Below are 18,546 nucleotides of genomic sequence, written 5' to 3'. Positions count from 1 at the left end.
CCGAGGGCGCGGCGTCAGGCCGCGGTGCGGTGCAGGAAGTCGATGAGGTCGATCTTCGTGACGATGGCGACCACCTTCTCGCCCTCCTTCACGACGGCCACGTTGTCCTGCGCGAACACCTCACGCAGCCGCGCGATGCTCGTGTCCAGCGACAGCGCCCCCTGCAGCGGCGCGACGATGGCGTCGATGGTGTCGGCGAACTTCACCTTCCCGGCGACCAGCGCGTTGAGCAAATCGTACTCGTGCACCATGCCCACCGCGCGGCCGTCCTCGGTGACGACCGGCATCTGGCTGATGCCATGGCCGCGCATCGTCTCCACGACCTGGTCCACCCGGTCGCCCTTGCGCGCCGTCTTCACGTCGCGCTGCTTGCTGCCCAGGATGTCGCGCACGGTGCCCGTGCCCTTGTCCTCGGCGAAGCCGTTGTCGCGCATCCACTCGTCCGAGTGGAACTTGCTGATGTAGCTGCTGCCGGAGTCGGGCAGCACCACGACGATGGTCTTCCCCTTGCCCACTTCCTTCGCCAGCTGCACGGCCACGTGCACCGCGGCGCCGGAGGAGCCACCCGCGAAGATGCCCTCCTCGCGCGCCAGGCGGCGGGCGGCGACGAAGCACTGGCGGTCATCCACCTGGCGCACGTCGTCCACGACCTTGAAGTCCATGGCACCGCACAGCATGTCCTCGCCGATGCCCTCCACCTTGTAGACGTGCGGCTCGGTCAGCTTGCCCGTCTTGAAGTAGCCCTCGTAGACGGAGCCCTCGGGGTCCACGCCCACGTTCTTCAGGCCGGGGATCTTCTCCTTGAGGAACTTGCCGGCGCCGCTCATCGTCCCGCCCGTGCCCAGGCCGGAGACGAAGTAGTCCACCTTGCCGCCCGTCTGCTCGAAGATCTCCGGGCCGGTGAGGGAGTAGTGCGCCTCGATGTTGTCGGGGTTGTGGTACTGGTTCAGCATGAACGCGCCCGGCGTCTCGCGGTGCAGGCGCTTGGCCGTCTCGTAATAGCTGCGCGGGTCCTCGGCCGGCACGTTCGTCGGCGTCACCACCACCTGCGCGCCCAGCGCCTTCAGGCGGTTGATCTTCTCCAGGGACATCTTGTCCGGCATGGTGAAGATGCACTTGTAGCCCTTCACCGCCGCCGCCAGCGCCACGCCCATGCCGGTGTTGCCGGACGTGTTCTCCACGATGGTGCCGCCGGGCTTGAGCTTCCCCTCCCGCTCGGCCTTCTCGATGATGTACAGCGCCATGCGGTCCTTGATGGACGCGCCGGGGTTCATGAACTCGCACTTCACGAGCACCGTCGCGTCGTTGGGACCGACGAGCTTGTTGAGCTTGACGAGCGGCGTGTTGCCAATCGCGGTGAGGATGTTGTCGTGGATGTCCATCGCGGCTTCCAGAAAAAGGGGGGTTCGCGGCGCGTCTTATATGCCGCCCGCGCGGCCCGGTCGACAGCGGGAGACCATCTCCCCCGTCGGGGAGCAACAGTGTGCTCCCCGGGGGCCTTCCCCGCTGTGCTCCTCCCACCGTCCCCGGGGGTAGGCCGCTGTCCGGGCCTGCTCCGTCTGGGGGCGGCCGGCCTTCCGACGCGCCGCGACGGACGCGGGTGGGCGCCGTCGCGTACGTGACAGGCCGGGCGGCCAGGGGGCATCCGCCGCGTCCGGCCTTTGACGCGGAAAGTCGCCCCTCCCATACTCGCGGGCCATCTTCCTCTCGAAGACCCCCATTTGGAGAACCCCGTCGATATGGAACTCGAGGCCGCCCTGCGCGACCAGGTGGGACAGGCCATTGGCCGTCCCGTTCCCCAGGCTCCCATCAAGAAGCTGAAGGGAGACGCGAGCAACCGCTCGTACTACCGCGTCGGCGCACCCCCGGAGAGCTGGGTGGTGATGGAGATGCCGCTGGACGCGACGAAGAAGAGCGAGGAGGCCACCAAGGGTGAGCCGCCCAAGGAATTGCCCTTCGTCAACGTGCACCGCTACCTGGAGAAGCTGGGCGTGCGCGTGCCGCGAATCCTGCGCTACGACGAGCCGGCGGGGATGATGGTGCTCGAGGACCTGAGCGACATCACCTTCGAGTCTGCGCTGGAGGGCGGCAAGCACCGCGAGGCGCTCTACACCCGCGCGGTGGACCTGCTGGCGAAGCTGCGCGCCCAGGCGGAGAAGCACCAGGACCCGGACTGCCTGGCCTTCACGCGCGCGTTCGACGAGGACCTGTACGACTGGGAGCTGCACCACTTCCGCGAGTGGGGCCTGGAGGCGTGGAGCGGCAAGAAGCCCACGGCCGAGGAGCGCGCCGAGCTGGACGCCATCTTCCGCGACATCGCGAAGCAACTGGCCGCCGCGCCCCGAGGCTTCACGCACCGCGACTACCAGAGCCGCAACATCATGGTGAAGGAGGGCGAGCTGGTGGTCATCGACTTCCAGGACGCGCTCCAGGGCCCGCGCCAGTACGACCTGGTGGCGCTCCTGCGCGACAGCTACGTGGAGCTGGACCGCGCGTTCGTGGACGCGATGCTGGACCGCTACATCGCCACGTTCCAGCAGGAGACGGGCGAGCGCATCGACCCGGTGGCGTTCAAGGCGTTCTTCGACCTGCTCACCGTGCAGCGCAAGCTGAAGGACGCGGGGCGCTTCGAGTTCATCAATCGCGTGAAGGGCAACCCGGGCTTCCTGGTGTCCATCCCGGCGTCGCTGCGCTACGTGCGCGAGGCGTTCCGGCACCGTCCGGAGCTCGCGCGGTTGCAGGCGCTGGTGGCGAAGTACGTTCCGGAGCTGGCCGCCTGAGTCGGGCACCGGGGGAGGGGAGGCGACGATGAAGGCGATGGTCCTCTGCGCGGGGCTGGGCACGCGGCTGCGTCCGCTGACGGAAGCCTGGCCCAAGCCGGCGCTGCCGCTGTTGGGGCAGCCGCTCTTGCGCTACCACCTGGCGGTGCTGAAGGCCGCGGGCGTGACGGCGGTGGGCATCAACACGCACCACCTGCCCGACACGATGGAGGCGGTGGCGCGCGAGGAGTGCGCTCGCGCGGGGCTGCCGCTGCACGTCGTGCGCGAGCCCGTCATCCAGGGCACGGGCGGAGGCATCCGGGGCCTGAGGGACTTCCTCTCCGACGGGGACTTCCTCGTCTTCAACGGCGACATCCTCTACCCGGTGGACCTGCGGCCCGTGGTCTCCATGCACCAGGCGTCCGGTGCGCTGGCGACCATGGTGCTGCAGCCCATGCCGGAGGGGGAGAAGTACGCGGCGGTGGAGCTGGACGGCGCGGGGCAGGTCCAGCGCATCGCGGGCCATGGTCCCGGGGGCGAGGGCCTGACGCCGTGGCACTTCACCGGCGTGCACGTGATGTCTGCGCGCATCTTCGACTTCATGACGGCCGAGGGGCCCGAGGACATCAACCGCGAGGTCTACGTGCGCGCGATGTCGGCGGGGCAGGTGGTGCGCGGCGTCCGCGTGGATGGGTACTGGTCCGACCTGGGCACGCCGTCGCGCTACCTGGCCACGGTGCGTGACGTGCTCGCGGGGCAGGTGCGGCTGGAGTGGCTGGGCGCGGCCTCGCCGCTGGCGGGGACGGTGCGTGGGCCGGGCGCGTCGTGGGCGCATCCGGAGGCGGACGTGCGCGGCGCGCGAGTGGAGGGACCCGCGTTCTTCGAGCGAGGCGTGTCGCTCGCGGCGGGCGTCGTCGTGGGCGCGAGTGTGTCGCTCGGCGGCGAGGTGAATGTGGGCGCGGGGGCCCGGCTCAGCCGCGCCGCCGTGTTCGAGCGGACGGAGATTGCCCCGGGCGAGACGCTCGAGGAGGTCCTCGCCTGGAAGCAGCACCGGATTCCCGCGCCGCTCACCGGGCGCTGAATCCCGAGGAAGCCACCCCACCGCGCCCCGGGATGCGGCGGTCCCAGGCGTGCGCGGTGTTCCCGCCTGGCCGACCGCCCATCCCTCGGGGGCGGGTGGCTCGTGCGCTGGCGCGCGAGGGCTGCGTCCACCCGTTCGACCGCCCGGCCCCATGCGTCCTCGTGAGGGTCTGGCCCGCGCGGGACGTCGTGAAGCGACGGCGAGGCACTCCCTGGCGTGGCGGGCACCTTCGTCCGGGTGGGGTCGGCGAGCAGGCGCAGCGCGTCCTCCGTCCGTCGCCGCTGCGGGTGCCACGTCTTACCGTCACTGCTGGCGGTGTGTTCGCGCGAGCGCGTGTTCGGCGCATGGCGGGAGGTCGAGGGCATGACGTGGCGAGGGACGTTGGGGGCCAGGCCCGAGGGGAAGGACCGCACGCATTTTCGCGTCTGGGCGCCACGTCGCCGGATGGTCGAGGTCTCCGTCCAGGGCGCGTCGCGTCCGCTGCCCCTCGTCCGGGACGCACGAGGCTACTTCGAGGGCGTCCATCCCGCGCCGGTGGGCGCGCGGTACAAGTACCGGCTCGATGACCGCGAGGAGTTCCCCGACCCCGCCTCCCGCTTCCAGCCCGACGGGCCGCACGGACACAGCGAGGTGGTGGACCCATGGTCGCACGCGTGGCGCGACGGAGACTGGAAGGGGCTCGCCTCCATCCAAGGCCAGGTGCTGTACGAGCTGCACCTGGGCACCTTCACGCCCGAGGGCACGTACGAGGCGGCCATCGAGAAGCTGCCCCTGCTCGCGGAGCTGGGCGTCACCTGTCTGGAGTTGATGCCGCTGCACACCTGTCCCGGCCGCTTCAACTGGGGCTACGACGGCGCGCAGCTCTTCGCGCCCCATCCCGCCTACGGCCGCCCCGAGTCGCTGCGGGCCTTCGTGGAGGCCGCGCACGGGCTGGGCCTCGGCGTGGTGCTGGACGTCGTCTACAACCACCTGGGACCGGACGGGAACTACCTGGCCCAGTACGCCCCCGGCTACTTCACGAAGAAGTACGAGAACGAGTGGGGCGAGCCGACGAACTTCGATGACGGCGAGGACGCGGGCCCCAGCCGCGAGTTCTTCGTCGAGAACGCCTGCGCGTGGATGGCCGAGTACCACTTCGATGGCCTGCGCCTGGACGCGACGCAGAGCCTCTACGACGACGGGCCCCGGCACATCGTCCAGGTCATCACCCAGGCGGCGCGCGAGGCGGCGGGCGGACGCGGGGTGCTCATCATCGCGGAGAACGAGCCGCAGGACGAGCTGTGCGTCCGCGCGCCCGAGCGCGGCGGATGGGGCGCGGATGGGCTCTGGGTGGATGACTTCCACCACTCGGCACGCGTCGCGGCCACCGGGCGCGCGGAGGCGTATCTGCAGGACTACCGCGGCAACGCGCAGGAGCTCTTGTCGTGCGTGCTGCGCAACTCGCTCTATCAGGGCCAGTACTACCGCTGGCAGAAGAAGGCCCGCGGCTGTCCCCTCTGGCGCGTGCCCGCGAGCGCGTGTGTCTTCTACCTCCAGAACCACGACCAGCTGGCCAACATGCTCGGAGGCCACCGGCTGCACCACGTCGGCGGCGAGCGCCGGGCGCGGGTGCTCACGATGCTGTGGCTCTTGTCGCCCCAGACGCCCATGTTCTTCATGGGCCAGGAGTGGTTCGCCAGCTCCCCGTTCCACTACTTCGTGGACCACGAGCCGGAGCTGCAGGCGGTGGTGCGCCAGGGCCGCGACGCGTTCATCGGCCAGTTCGAGAGCGCGCGCCACGCCCTCGAGCACGAGGGGTTCGAAGAGCACGTGGATGAGCGCGCCTTCCGCCGCTCCCAGCTCGACTGGACGGAGCGGGAGCGCCGCACGGGGCCGCTCACGCTGCACCGGGAGCTCCTGCGCCTGCGCCGCGAGGATTCGGTGCTCGCCCGACAGGATGGCGGCCAGCTGATGGGGGCCGTCCTCTCCGAGAGCGCCTTCCTGCTGCGCTACCTGGGAGGCGAGCAGGAGGGGGACCGGCTGTTGCTCGTCAACCTGGGGAGCGAGCTGGAGCTGTCTCCCTGCCCCGAGCCCTTGTTGGCCCCACCGCGGGATGAAGGGTGGCGCCTCGGACTGTCCAGTGAAGAGGTTCGATTCGGAGGGACAGGCTCTTGCTCACTGGATTCACTGAGGGTCGAGACGTCGTGGCGCGTGCCGGGGATGACCGCCCTGTGGATGACGAGTCCTCGGGAGAGCAGGACCGGCCCCGGGCCTCGGATGGCAGGATGAGCCGCATGCGCGGACTGCCAGAGGTGAAGTTCGGATGGCCCGGGGGCGCCCCGGCTACGGAGGTCCTCGGACGGGAGTGGCTGGTGACGAATGGCCTGGGGGGCTACGCGTCCAGCACCCTGGCCGGCGTCAACGCGCGCCGCTACCACGGCCTGTTCATCCCCAGCCTGCCGGAGAAGGGCCGCACCGTCATGCTGTCGCGGCTCATCGAGACGGCCCGGGTGGAGGGGCAGGTGTACCGGCTGGAGGGCGAGGTGCGCGCGGACGGGACGCTGGCGGGCGACACGTCGCTCTTGCGCGGCTTCCGGCTCGACGGCCTCATCCCCGAGTGGGACTACGTGCTGGGCCCCACGCGGCTTCGTCGCAGGCTGGTGATGGTGCATGGCGAGAACACGCTCTTCATCGAGTGGGCGCACCTGTCCGGGCCGGCCGTGAAGCTGCGCCTGAGGCCCTTCCCCACGTTCCGCGTCCACGAGCACGACTTCCCCCACGGCTACTGTCAGCCCAAGGTGGTGCTCCAGGGGGAGCGCATCGAGATGTGCGCGGGCAAGGAGGCCGAGCCCCTGCGCCTGCGGCTGTACTCGGATGCCTCGGTGCCCTTCGTGGCGCTGCCGGAGATCTCCCCGCCCATCCTGTACCGCACCGAGCGCGCGCGCGGGATGCCGCACGTGGAGACGCAGGCGAGCCCCGGCTACTTCGAGTGCACGGTGAAGCCCGGAGGCCGGCTGGCGCTGGGCGCCACGGTGCAGGACTGGGCGGTGTTGGACCGCGACCCGGCCATCAGCTTCGACATGGAGCGCGAGCGCGAGTGGCGCCTGTTGGAGCGGGCGCCGGCGCAGGCCCGCAAGGACACGGCGGCGAGGCTGGTGCTCGCGGCGGACCAGTTCATCGTGGACCCCATCCGTCCGCGCGACGACGCGTGGGCGCGGGCCATCGGCGAGGATGCGCGCAGCGTCATCGCCGGCTACCCGTGGTTCACGGACTGGGGCCGCGACACGATGATTTCGCTCGAGGGACTGACGGTGTCCACGGGCCGCCTGCGCGAGGCGGCGGCGATTCTGCGCACGTTCCGCCACCACGTCCGCGACGGCCTGCTGCCCAACCTCTTCCCGGAGGGCGAGGCCGAGGGCCTCTACCACACGGCCGACGCGACGCTCTGGTTCTTCCACGCGGTGGACCGCTACGTCACGGCGTCCAAGGACGAGGAGCTGTTGCGCGAGTTCTTCCCCACGCTGGAGGACATCGTCCAGAAGCACCTGAAGGGCACCCGCCACAACATCCGCATCGACCCGGACGACGGGCTCTTGACGCAGGGCGAGCAGGGCTACCAGCTCACGTGGATGGACGCGAAGGTGGACGGCTGGGTGGTGACGCCCCGGCGCGGCAAGGCGGTGGAGCTCAACGCGCTGTGGTTCAACGCCATGAAGCTGATGGCGGAGTGGGCCGTGCTGCTGGGCGTGGACCCCGCGCCCTACAACCAGGCCGCCGAGCGCGCGCAGGCGTCCTTCAACCAGCGCTTCTGGAACCCGCGCACCCAGTGCCTGTTCGACGTGGTGGACGCGGAGGGCGGCGGCAACGACGCGGCGGTGCGGCCGAATCAAATCTTCGCCCTCTCGCTCAAGTACCCGGTGCTCGCGCGTGACAAGTGGCCCCAGGTGCTGCGCAAGGTGGAGGTGGAGCTGCTCACCCCCGTGGGGCTGCGCTCATTGGCGTCGGACCACTCCGACTACAAGGCCACCTATGACGGCGACTTGCGCGCGCGCGACGCGGCGTACCACCAGGGCACGGTGTGGAGCTGGCTCATCGGCCACTACGTGGACGCGGCGCTGAGGGCGCAGCCGGACCGCGCCCACCTGCGCGACGTCATGGACGGCCTGGAGGCCCACCTGCGACAGGCGGGCGTGGGGCAGGTGAGCGAGATCTTCGACGCCACGCCCCCCTTCCGTCCCAGGGGCTGCATCGCCCAGGCGTGGGGCGTGGCGGAGGCGCTGCGCGTCTTCCTGCGCACCGCCTGAGCAGGCTCAGGCGGGGGCCGCGGATCGCCCGAGCCAGGGACTCAGGCGGGGCCGCGCGGGGACTCAGGCCGGGTGGTAGCGGGCGAGCACGCAGGTGACATTGTCGTTGCCGCCCGCGGCGTTGGCCATGTCGATGAGCTGGGAGCACGCCTTGTCCAGCTCCGGCGTGCGCCCGAGGATCTCCTGCATCTGCGCGTCGGTGACCATGCCGCTCAGGCCGTCCGAGCACAGCAGGAAGACATCGCCCGGCTGGGGCTCCACGCGGGAGACATCCACCTGGACGTTCTCCTTCATGCCCAGCGCACGCACGATGACGTTCTTGTGCGGGAAGTTCTCGACCTCCTCGGGCGAGAGCTTCTTCGCCTTGAGGTAGTCGTTGAGCAGCGAGTGGTCCTCGGTGATCTGCTTGAGGGCGCCGGAGCGGAAGAAGTACACGCGGCTGTCGCCCACGTGCCCGACGTAGGCCACGTCGCTGGCGAAGTGCACGCTGACGATGGTCGTCCCCATGCCCTTGTACTTCGACTCGCTGCTGGCCTTCTCGTAGATGCGCGCGTTGGCGAGCTTGATGCCGGTGGCCAGCCGGTTCTCGTCATAGTTGCGCTGCTTGTCCATCTTGAAGGGCCAGGTGCTGTCCTGGTCCTTGGACGTCATCTTGTAGAACTCACCCAACTCGTCCACGGCGATGCGGCTGGCAATCTCTCCAGAGGAGTGGCCACCCATCCCATCCGCGACGATGAAGAGGTGCTCCTCGGGCAGCATGAGGAAGTTGTCCTCGTTGTGATTCCGCTTCATCCCGACGTGGGTGCTGCCGGCTACCTCGATGCGCATGCGCGGGAACTCTTCTAAGGGGACGAGAAACTGGCGGGGCACGTTAACAAAGCGCTCGGAAATCGGTCAAAACTCGTGCGCATCGTGGGTCAGCCAGGGGACATCGCAGGAGAGGAGGCAGGCTCGAAGCTCAAGCGGTCCCCTTCCTGGGTGCCGCTGGCGGCGAGCACGCCCGCGGGCAGCTCCAGGACGGAGCGTGCCTGCAGGTACACGGAGGTGGCCCGCCAGGGGGGCAGGGCCATCATCTGCTTGACGATGCGCCCCTGGGCGTCCAGGAAGGCCACGTCGATGGGAATGCGCATGAAGAACGTGTGGATGGAGTTACAGGGCTGGATGTGGAGGCCCTCGCCCACGGCGAGCTCGGTGCGGCCCATCAACCCCTTGAAGCGGTGGGCGAAGGACGTGGCCTTCTCCGCCCGGTCCGCCAGCGGCCTCTGCCGCGTCTCGTTGGTCACCTTCCAGCGCATGTAGCGCGTTCTACCCCATGCTCGAGCCCCTGGCGCGTCCTCTGCATCTGGTCCTGGTCTCTCCCCAGATTCCCCCCAACACGGGCAACGTGGCCCGCCTCTGCGCGGTGACGGGCTGCCGGCTCATCCTCGTGGAGCCCCTGGGGTTCTCCATCGATGACCGCCAGCTCAAGCGGGCGGGGCTGGACTACTGGGACAAGGTATTTCTCCGCCTGTACCCGACGTATTCGGCCTACGTGGAGGCGTATCCGGAGGCGCGGCGGTGGTTGTTCTCGGCGCGGGCCCAGACGTCGTTGTTCGAGGCGCGGTTCGAGGCGGGGGACCACCTGGTGTTCGGTTCGGAGGTGACGGGGTTGTTGCCGGAGGTGATGGAGGGGGGGACGGGGACGGCGGTGACGATTCCGATGTTGGAGGGGGTTCGGAGCATGAACCTCTCCACGGCGGTGGGGGTGGGGACGTACGAGGCCCTGCGACAGGTCTGTTTCAGCGGGGTGGGCAGGCGGGCACCCTCGGCAAGTTGAGGGGCGGTGTGGAGGGACTACACTGGGGCGCAGGATGACCCCGTCGCAGGCCGCCGAAGCGCTGTATTCCGCCCACAAGTCCCGAGCCACGGGCTGGTTGACGCTGTCCGCTGGAGGGCGTGAGTCGCGGCTGAGCTTGCGCGAGGGAGACCTCGTGGGGGCGCGGCTGGGGTTTGGCTATCAGAGTCCGGCGCAGGCGTTGTTGCAGGGTGGCCTGTTGGACGCGGAGGCGTTGGACGGGTTGTGGGCGCGGGGTGGGGCGGGGACTCCGGACGAGGATCTGCTGGAGGCGCGGGGGCTGGCCGCGGAGGTGGTGGCGGAGCAGCAGGTGCTCGCGCAGGTGCGCCGGCTGAGTGAGCTGGCGGAGCGCGCGGCCTTCGAGGCGGGGAGTGTGGAGGCGGAGTTCGAGCCCATCTCCGGTGTGAGGGTGGTGCGGGCGGCGCTGGAGCGGGGTGGGGCGGAGGTGGCGGGGCCGCGGGTGTATCGGTGCGCGGAGGTGTCCGCGTGCGCGCCGTGGGTGACGGATGCGGGGGAGCGGGAGTTGCTGGCGACGCTCGGGGAGTTCCGGCGGCCGGAGGGGTTGACGCCCGCGCACGAGGCGTTGCTGCTCGTGCTGGAGCGGGAGGGGGCGGTCGAGGCGCTGTCGGTGGAGGAGTGGGAGGCGCGGGAGGAGGCGAGGCGACGGGCGGAGGAGGAGGCGCGGCTCGCGGAAGAGGCGCGGCGGGCCGAAGAGGCGCGGCTCCGTGCGGAGGAAGAGCGTCGGGTTGAAGAGGCTCGGCTCGCTGAGGCCCGTCGAGTGGAAGAGGCTCGACTGGCGGAGGAGGCCCGACTTCGTGCGGAGGAGGAGCGTCGGGCTGAAGAGGCCCGTCTCGCTGAAGAGGCGCGTCTTGCTGAAGAGGCTCGTCTCGCTGAAGAGGCTCGTCTTCGTGCGGAGGAGGAGCGTCGGGCTGAAGAGGCCCGTCTCGCTGAAGAGGCTCGTCTTCGTGCGGAGGAGGAGCGTCGGGCTGAAGAGGCCCGTCTCGCTGAAGAGGCGCGACTGGCGGAAGAGGCTCGTCTCGCTGAAGAGGCTCGTCTCGCTGAAGAGGCCCGGCTTCGTGCGGAGGAGGAGCGTCGGGCCGAAGAGGCGCGACTGGCTGAAGAGGCTCGTCTCGCAGAGGAGGCCCGCCTCGCTGAAGAGGCTCGTCTCGCTGAGGAGGCCCGCCTCGCTGAAGAGGCGCGGCTGGCCGAAGAGGCCCGCCTCGCTGAAGAGGCGCGGTTGGCCGAAGAGGCCCGCCTCGCTGAAGAGGCGCGGTTGGCTGAAGAGGCCCGCCTCGCTGAAGATGCTCGTCTCGCCGAAGAGGCCCGGCTTCGTGCGGAGGAAGAGCGTCGGGCCGAAGAGGCGCGACTGGCGGAAGAGGCTCGTCTCGCTGAAGAGGCCCGCCTCGCTGAAGAGGCCCGGCTCCGTGCTGAGGAAGCGCGTCGGGCTGAAGAGGCCCGCCTTGCTGAAGAGGCGCGACTGGCTGAAGAGGCCCGCCTCGCTGAAGAGGCCCGCATCCGTGCGGAGGAGGAGCGTCGAGCCGAAGAGGCGCGACTGGCCGAAGAGGCCCGCCTCGCTGAAGAGGCGCGACTGGCTGAAGAGGCTCGTCTCGCAGAGGAGGCCCGCCTCGCAGAGGAGGCCCGCCTCGCTGAAGAGGCCCGGCTTCGTGCGGAGGAAGAGCGTCGGGCCGAAGAGGCGCGACTGGCTGAAGAGGCGCGACTGGCTGAAGAGGCGCGACTGGCTGAAGAGGCTCGTCTCGCTGAAGAGGCCCGGCTTCGTGCGGAGGAGGAGCGTCGGGCCGAAGAGGCGCGACTGGCTGAAGAGGCTCGTCTCGCAGAGGAGGCCCGCCTCGCTGAAGAGGCGCGGCTGGCTGAAGAGGCCCGCCTCGCTGAAGAGGCTCGTCTCGCCGAAGAGGCCCGGCTTCGTGCGCATCCGTGCGGAGGAAGAGCGTCGAGCCGAAGAGGCGCGACTGGCCGAAGAGGCCCGCCTCGCTGAAGAGGCGCGGCTGGCTGAAGAGGCTCGTCTCGCTGAAGAGGCTCGTCTCGCTGAAGAGGCCCGCCTTGCTGAAGAGGCCCGCCTTGCTGAAGAGGCCCGGCTTCGTGCGGAGGAGGAGCGCCGGGCTGAAGAGGCCCGTCTCGCTGAAGAAGCTCGGCTTGCTGAAGAGGCCCGTCTCGCTGAAGAGGCGCGGCTTCGTGCGGAGGAGGAGCGTCGGGCCGAAGAGGCCCGCCTTGTCGAAGAGGCCCGCCTCGCGGAAGAAACGCGACTGGCTGAAGAGGCTCGCCTGGCCGAAGAGGCCCGGTTGGCTGAAGAGGCCCGTCTCGCTGAAGAGGCGCGGCTTCGTGCGGAGGAAGAGCGTCGGGCCGAAGAGTCTCGCCTTCGTGAAGAGGAAGGACGTCGGGCTGAAGAGGCTCGTCTCGTTGAGGAAGCGCGAGTGGCAGAAGAGGCTCGCGCTGCGGAAGCGGCCCGGCAGGCAGAGGAAGCCCGCGTGGCCGAAGAGGAGCGTCTCACAGAGGAGGCCCGCGTAGCCGAAGAGGCTCGCCTTGCTGAAGAAGCTCGGCTTCGTGAAGAGGACGAGCGCCTCGCGGAGGAAGCCCGCCTCGCCGAAGAAGCCCGTCGCGCCGAAGAGCTCCGACTCGAGGTCGAGCGTCGCAGGGCCGACGCGGTCCGCCGCGCGAAAGAGGCACGTCAGGCCGAACAGGCCCGCCTCGCGGAAGAACAGCACCAGGCCGAACAGGCCCGCCTCGCGGAAGAACAGCACCAGGCCGAGCAGGCCCGTCTCGCGGAGACCCAGGCCCTCCAACTCCCTGCCCCCACGGCCTCCACCCAGGAGGACATCGGCGAGCTGATGCTCGACGTCGGCGACATCATCCCCGCCGACGACGTCGAGGAAGTCCCACCTCCCTCCTCATCCCGCGCCTCCAACGTCCCGCCGCTCGCGGCCTCCTCCCAATCCGGCCTCCCCCTCCATGGCGAGAGCCGCGAGGCCCTCCGCTCCGCCAGGGACCGCGCCCAGGCCGAGCTCCTCCACGACATGGAGGAGGCCCTTCGCCGCTCGAAGTCCCAGCCCCTCGAGCCCTGGCTCGCGGAGGAGCCGGCGCGCTCCGTCGTCCCGCCCACCCGCACCAAGGACCAGGTCCCCGTCCAGGACGAGTCCTGGCGCGCGACGCAGACCTCCCTCACCCCAGAGCCGGAGCCCGAGGACCTCCCCCTGCTCGAGGCCGAACCCGAGCCCGAGCTCTGGGCGGAGGCCGTCCCCGCCGCCGAGCCGCTCCCCACCCCGCCACCCCGCGCCGCCTCAGGCCCCCCCGTCCTCACGCCGGTCGACCCCCCCGTTCTCACGGCGGACATGGACACCCTCATCGAGGGCTCCCCCGAGGACGCCGCCGACGACAGCCTGTGGGCCTCCCGTCCGGCCCCAGTCGCCGCGCCGCCCCCTCTGCGCCTGGGGCCCACGCCCGCCAAGAACAAGCGAGCCAGCGAGGACGACCTGTGGCGCATCGTCTCCTTCGACAAGGACGAAGCCGCCGAAACCCTCACGGCCTCCTTCGAAGCAGCCCTCCAGCAGGTGGATGCCCACCTGGAGACGCTCGTCCGCTCGGATGTCAATCAGGCGAACGTCGGCGCGGAGGAGCCCCCGGTCGAAGCCATCGTCGAAGCAACCATTGAAGCGGACTTCGAGACCTTCCCCGGTGACAACACCGGCCCAACTGGCGAGACTGCGTGGTCCGAGCCGTCTGGAGACTTGGACGACTGGGACTTCGACGAGGACGACGTGGCGGCAGACCCCTCCAATCCCGACGAGGCCGCGAAGCTCCGGCGCCAGCGCTTGCTGCGCCGTGCGATGGAGAACATGGGCGTGCTCGGAGGACGCGGGACCCCCGCCGCCCCCGTGGGCGCCGCCCCTGTCACCGAGTCCGGCCCCGCCGTGCCCGCCGCCCCCACCGAGCCCCCCAAGCCGGATGAGGCCCGTCAGGCCCAGCTCATCGAGCAGCGCTACGCCGACGTGCAGGCCCGCAAGGATCACTTCTACGTCCTCGGCGTCCCCCAGGATGCCCCCAGGGATCAGGTGAAGGCCGCCTTCCTGAGCCTGGCCAAGGTCTTCCACCCCGACAGGCTGCCGCCGACGCTGCCGCACCTGGCGCAGAAGATAACGTCCGTCTTCGAGGCCATCCGCGAGGCCTACGAGGTCCTCTACGACGACGCCCGCCGCAAGGCCTACATCCAGACGCTCCAGGCCCAGCAGTCGCTGCCCAAGGCGCCGCCAGCGCCGGGCGGGTCCACCGGGTCCGCGCGCCCCGCACCGGGACGCCCGGAGAGCAGCCCCGATGACCTCTACAAGATGGGCGAGGTCTACTTCCGCAAGCGCGACTTCACCACCGCGTCGGAGCACTACGAGCGCGCCCACGCCCTGGACCCCAAGGCCACCTACCTGGCCGCGCGCGCCTGGGCCATCTACATGGACCCCGCCCGGAAGGCGGACATGCCCAAGGCCAAGCAGATGATGCTGGACGCGGTCAAGGCCGACCCGAACTGCGACCGCGCGCACTACCAGCTGGGCGTCATCGCCCGGGTCGAGGGCGACATGGACCGGGCCGAGCGCCACTTCCGCGAGGCGGTGCGCGCCAACTCCAAGCACCTGGAGGCCAACCAGGAGCTGCGGCTGATCGACATGCGCAAGAAGAACCCACCCAAGAAGGGCGGGTTCTTCCGCTGAGGCCGCGCTCGTAGCGCTTCACCCCGCGCCCGGGCGGCCGGGGGGCAGCCAGTCCCTCCGTCGTTCCAACCCATTGACATGCCTGGAAAGCGGGCAGGATGCTCCCCGCGCCGGGCTCTTCCGCGAATCGTCCTCCGTAGATGAAAGGCAAGTAACGTGGCCAAGCAGCACCTGCTCCTGGTGGATGGGGACGCGAAGAGTCTCCGCGTGATGGAGGTCAGCCTGAAGAAGGCGGGCTTCTCCGTGACGACGGCCATCCACGGCAAGGACGCCATCGAGAAGGTGCAGATCAGCCCACCGGACCTGGTGCTCGCGGACACCAAGATGCCGGAGATGGACGGCTTCGAGCTGTGCAAGGCGCTCAAGTCCGACGAGCGCTTCAAGTTCATCCCGTTCGTCTTCCTGACGAGCCAGAAGTCGGTCGAGTTCAAGGTGCGCGGCCTGGAGCTGGGCGGCGACGACTACCTGACCAAGCCGATCTACATCAAAGAGATCGTCACCCGCGTGAAGATGATCCTCCAGAAGGCGGAGAAGGAGAGGATCGAGAAGCGGGAGACGACGAAGGGTGGCTTCGGCGGCAGCCTCGCGGACATGGGCGTGGTGGACCTGGTCCAGACGTTCGAGATCGGCCGCAAGACGGGCGTCATCTCCATCCAGGGCGAGCGCACCGGCACCGTCTACTTCAAGGAAGGCCGCGTCATCGACGCGGAGCTGGGTCGGCTCAAGGGCGAGAACGCCTTCTACCGGCTGCTCAACACCTTCGAGGGACAGTTCGACGTCCAGTTCACCTCGCTGGACCGCCCCGAGCGCATCGAGATCTCCACGCAGGGCCTGCTGATGGAGGGCATGCGTCGCCTCGATGAGTGGGGCCGCATGCTCGAGCAGCTGCCTCCGTTGGAGACGGTGTTCGAGATCGACTACCACCAGCTCGCCGACCGGCTCTCGGAGATTCCCGACGAGGTGAACGGCCTGTTGCGCCTGTTCGACGGCAAGCGCGCGCTGAGCCGCGTGGTGGAGGACTCGGACTTCGAGGACCTGGCCGCGCTGGGCATCATCAGCAAGCTGTACTTCGAGGGCCTCATCCGGGAGCTGGGCAACGCGCCGCTGGAGCCGGTGCAGAGCAGCAAGCCCGGCATCGAGCAGTGGCTCAACGCGGCCCCGCCGCCCACGCCCATCGAGCCCGCGCCGCCGGAGCCCGTCGCCCCCGAGCCCGTCGCCCCTCCGCCGGAGCCGGCCGCGCGGGTGATGCCGCCCAGCGTGCTCGCGCCGCCCGCGGGCGTCGAGGAGGAGCCCGTCACGGCTCCGCCCGAGGAGCCCGAGCCCACGCCCGCCGCCCCCGCGCACGCGGTGCCCGCCAACGTCGTCGTGTTCCCCGCGCGCCCCAAGCGCCCCCTGGGCATGGTGGACGAGACGGCGGACGCGGATGGCGAAGCGCCCACGCTGCCTCCGGCCGTCGCGGAGGGGTCGTCCTTCCTCGTGGAGCCGCCGCCGGCGCATCGCGCGACGGAGCACGCGCGCCGCAGCCTGCTGCTCGACTGGAACCGCGTGGACACCGAGGGCATCAGCGCGCCCACCACGTGGGGCCCGTCCTCCGTGTGGGCCTCGGGCCCGCGAGGCTTCGGAGGGCAGGGGGGCTCCGCGCCGCAGCCCGCGCCCGTCTCCGAGCCGCCCGCGCCCGCGCGAGCGCCCATCTTCGGAGGCGCGGCGGTGGGGCCCAACCCGTTCCCGCCCGTGCCGCCACCCGCGCCCGCGCCTCCGTCGTCCGAGGTGACGCTGGTGAGCGGCCGCGACGTCCCGGCCGTCGACGTCGACACCCTCCCCGAGGTGGAAGAGGTCCCCGCCGCGCCGCCGCCGCAGCTCGCCCTGCCGCCCTATCCGGGGCATGGCGCGCCCGAGCGCCCGGCGGCCCCCTCCATCCCGGAGGAGCCGCTGACGCCAGCCGCGCCGCCGCCCACGCTCATCACCCCCGCGACGCCGCAGCCCATCGTGGCCCCCACGCCCGTGGCGCCTCCGGTGCTCGCGCAGACGCCGAAGCCCGCGACGCCGACGCCGGCACCGCCCGTGTCCCATGCGGAGGACGTGGCGGCGGTGCGCCCGCGTCGCACGGGCCTCTATGTGGGCGGCGCGCTGCTGCTCATCGGCGCGGTGGTCGCGGTGGTGGCGTTCGGCGGCGGGGACAAGCCTCCCGCCGAGACGCCCCCGAAGGTGGAGACAGTCCAGACGCCCGAGCCCCAGAAGCCCGCCGCGGTCATCGCGCCGGTGGCCGAGCCCGACTCGGGCACCACCGCCGTGGTCCAGGCCCCGGTCGACGCGGGCGCGCAGGGAACGCCCGACGCGGGGAGCGCCGTCGTCCAGACGCCGCCCGCCGCCGTGGACGCCGGTACCGCCGTGGTGGAGGCGCCTGCCTCCGGCGCGGACTCGGGCACCCCCGTCGCCCCGGCGGTGGACCCGGAGGTCGAGTACGCGAGCCTCATCAAGCAGGCCAAGAGCGCCACGGTGGGCGGACGGCACAAGACGGCGGCCGCGAACTACCGCAAGGCGATGGGCCTCAAGCCGGACTCCACCGAGGCCAAGGCCGGGCTGGGCATCGCCCTGGTGAACGGCTTCGAGTCCGAGTCCGCCTTCCGCGAGGCCACCAAGCTGCTGGTGGACGTGGTCCGGGACGATGAGAAGAACGCGCGGGCCTGGCTGTCGCTCGGCATGGCGTACCAGTCCATCGGCAAGAATTCCGAGGCGGGACGGGCCTACAACCAGTATTTGAAGCTGGAACCGTCGGGGGCCTCCGCCAACGAGGTCCGCGCCATGCTCAAGTCGCTCGGCAACTGAGCGGGCGGCGGACGTCCTGGTCGCTCCCGCCCTGCTGGAAGTGAAGTGAGTCGCCTTGCTCGTCCTCGGCCTGGAAACCTCCTGTGATGAGACCGCCGCCGCCCTCGTGGAGGACGGCCGGCGCGTGCTGTCGGACGTCGTCTCCACCCAGGTGGACATCCACCGTCGCTGGGGCGGGGTGGTGCCGGAGCTCGCCTCGCGCAACCACATCGTCCAGGTGATGCCGGTGGTGCACGAGGCGCTCACGCGCGCCCAGAAGACGCTCGACGACGTGGACCTCATCGCCGTCACGTCCGGCCCGGGGCTCATCGGCGCGCTGCTGGTGGGGCTGCAGGTGGCCAAGGGGCTGAGCCTCGCCACCGGCAAGCCCTTCGTCGGCGCCAACCACCTCGAGGGCCACCTGCTCGCCATCCGGCTCCTGGAGGACGCGCCGGAGCCGCCGTTCCTCGGGCTCGTCGTCTCCGGTGGGCACACCAGCCTCTACGAGGTGAAGGAGTTCGGGCACTACCGGCTGGTGGGCAGCACGCGCGACGACGCCGCGGGCGAGGCCTACGACAAGACGGCGCGCATCCTCGGGTTGCCGTACCCGGGCGGGCTGCCCATCGACCAGCTCGCGCAGAAGGGGAACCCGGAGGCCATCCGCTTCCCGCGCGCGCTGCCCGGCGACAACTTCGATGTCTCCTTCTCCGGCCTGAAGACGGCGGTGCTGCAGCACACGAAGAAGCACGGCGTTCCGGAGGGGCAGGCGCTCGCGGACCTGTGCGCGTCCTTCCAGGAGGCGGTGGCGGACGTGCTGTCCAAGAAGCTGGTGGCCGCCGCGCGCCGGCTGGGCCACAAGCAGCTGGTGCTGTGCGGGGGCGTGGCCGCCAACTCGCGCCTCAGGGCCCTGTGTCAGCAGCGCGCCGAGGAGCGGGGGCTGCGCATGTTCCTGCCGCCGGTGCGTTTGTGCACGGACAATGGCGCGATGATCGCCGTCGCGGGGTATGAGGCGTGGCGCCGCGGCTTGCGCGGTGATTTCCGCCTGGCGGCCGACCCCGCCTGGCGCATGTAG

General features: G+C 70.6%; 10 protein-coding genes and 1 pseudogene. 8 read left to right on the top strand and 3 right to left on the bottom strand.

The features are described 5' to 3' along the window. Positions 1-14: 14 nt before the first annotated feature. Positions 15-1,382 carry a pyridoxal-phosphate dependent enzyme gene (locus tag K8625_RS32760; protein WP_223750630.1) on the bottom strand — a complete coding sequence of 456 codons (1,368 nt, stop codon included), beginning with the start codon at positions 1,380-1,382 and terminating at the stop codon, positions 15-17. A gap of 357 nt (positions 1,383-1,739) precedes the next feature. On the opposite strand from K8625_RS32760, the gene K8625_RS32755 reads away from it, so the two are divergent. The 4 genes from K8625_RS32755 (at position 1,740) to K8625_RS32740 (ending at position 8,123) form a co-directional block, all read left to right on the top strand. After that, positions 1,740-2,780 (top strand): aminoglycoside phosphotransferase family protein, encoded by a 1,041-nt coding sequence (locus K8625_RS32755; RefSeq protein WP_074957965.1) that lies wholly within the window; start codon positions 1,740-1,742, stop codon positions 2,778-2,780. Between the two features lie 28 nt (positions 2,781-2,808). After that, positions 2,809-3,840, top strand: coding sequence for an NDP-sugar synthase (locus K8625_RS32750; RefSeq protein ID WP_223784933.1), 1,032 nt, complete (start codon positions 2,809-2,811; stop codon positions 3,838-3,840). 363 nt (positions 3,841-4,203) lie between these two features. Next, positions 4,204-6,108: a malto-oligosyltrehalose trehalohydrolase gene (treZ, locus tag K8625_RS32745; RefSeq protein WP_223784932.1), complete on the top strand. Its 1,905-nt coding sequence runs from the start codon at positions 4,204-4,206 to the stop codon at positions 6,106-6,108. 5 nt (positions 6,109-6,113) lie between these two features. Next, positions 6,114-8,123: an amylo-alpha-1,6-glucosidase gene (locus tag K8625_RS32740; protein ID WP_223784931.1), complete on the top strand. Its 2,010-nt coding sequence runs from the start codon at positions 6,114-6,116 to the stop codon at positions 8,121-8,123. A 63-nt stretch (positions 8,124-8,186) separates the two neighbouring features. On the opposite strand, the gene K8625_RS32735 is transcribed toward K8625_RS32740, so the two are convergent. Next, positions 8,187-8,951: a Stp1/IreP family PP2C-type Ser/Thr phosphatase gene (locus tag K8625_RS32735; RefSeq protein ID WP_074957967.1), complete on the bottom strand. Its 765-nt coding sequence runs from the start codon at positions 8,949-8,951 to the stop codon at positions 8,187-8,189. 89 nt (positions 8,952-9,040) lie between these two features. After that, positions 9,041-9,418: a DUF192 domain-containing protein gene (locus K8625_RS32730; protein ID WP_223784930.1), complete on the bottom strand. Its 378-nt coding sequence runs from the start codon at positions 9,416-9,418 to the stop codon at positions 9,041-9,043. Between the two features lie 17 nt (positions 9,419-9,435). Here K8625_RS32730 and K8625_RS32725 point away from each other — a divergent pair, with 17 nt between their 5' ends. The 4 genes and pseudogenes from K8625_RS32725 (at position 9,436) to tsaD (ending at position 18,546) form a co-directional block, all read left to right on the top strand. Next, a complete protein-coding gene (locus K8625_RS32725) occupies positions 9,436-9,939 on the top strand; it encodes a tRNA (cytidine(34)-2'-O)-methyltransferase (RefSeq protein WP_223784929.1) in 504 nt (167 codons plus the stop codon). Between the two features lie 166 nt (positions 9,940-10,105). Next, positions 10,106-14,669, top strand: a pseudogene (locus K8625_RS44630) (DnaJ domain-containing protein). A 156-nt stretch (positions 14,670-14,825) separates the two neighbouring features. Beyond that, positions 14,826-17,495, top strand: coding sequence for a DUF4388 domain-containing protein (locus K8625_RS32705; protein WP_223784926.1), 2,670 nt, complete (start codon positions 14,826-14,828; stop codon positions 17,493-17,495). Positions 17,496-17,550: 55 nt separating this feature from the next. Continuing rightward, positions 17,551-18,546: a tRNA (adenosine(37)-N6)-threonylcarbamoyltransferase complex transferase subunit TsaD gene (gene tsaD, locus K8625_RS32700; RefSeq protein ID WP_141330397.1), complete on the top strand. Its 996-nt coding sequence runs from the start codon at positions 17,551-17,553 to the stop codon at positions 18,544-18,546.

The organism is Myxococcus sp. AS-1-15 (assembly GCF_020037055.1).
GTDB lineage: Bacteria > Myxococcota > Myxococcia > Myxococcales > Myxococcaceae > Myxococcus > Myxococcus fulvus.
The sequence above is the reverse complement of the archived record's forward strand: the minus strand, read 5'-3'. Positions and strand labels throughout refer to the sequence as shown.

Bases quoted from the DNA above. Each gene is read 5' to 3' on its own strand.
- K8625_RS32755 (WP_074957965.1), top strand. From the start codon at position 1,740: ATGGAACTCGAGGCCGCCCTGCGCGACCAGGTGGGACAGGCCATTGGC.
- K8625_RS32725 (WP_223784929.1), top strand. From the start codon at position 9,436: ATGCTCGAGCCCCTGGCGCGTCCTCTGCATCTGGTCCTGGTCTCTCCC.
- K8625_RS32760 (WP_223750630.1), bottom strand. From the start codon at position 1,382: ATGGACATCCACGACAACATCCTCACCGCGATTGGCAACACGCCGCTC.
- K8625_RS32735 (WP_074957967.1), bottom strand. From the start codon at position 8,951: ATGCGCATCGAGGTAGCCGGCAGCACCCACGTCGGGATGAAGCGGAAT.
- K8625_RS32730 (WP_223784930.1), bottom strand. From the start codon at position 9,418: ATGCGCTGGAAGGTGACCAACGAGACGCGGCAGAGGCCGCTGGCGGAC.
- K8625_RS32750 (WP_223784933.1), top strand. From the start codon at position 2,809: ATGAAGGCGATGGTCCTCTGCGCGGGGCTGGGCACGCGGCTGCGTCCG.
- treZ (WP_223784932.1), top strand. From the start codon at position 4,204: ATGACGTGGCGAGGGACGTTGGGGGCCAGGCCCGAGGGGAAGGACCGC.
- K8625_RS32740 (WP_223784931.1), top strand. From the start codon at position 6,114: ATGCGCGGACTGCCAGAGGTGAAGTTCGGATGGCCCGGGGGCGCCCCG.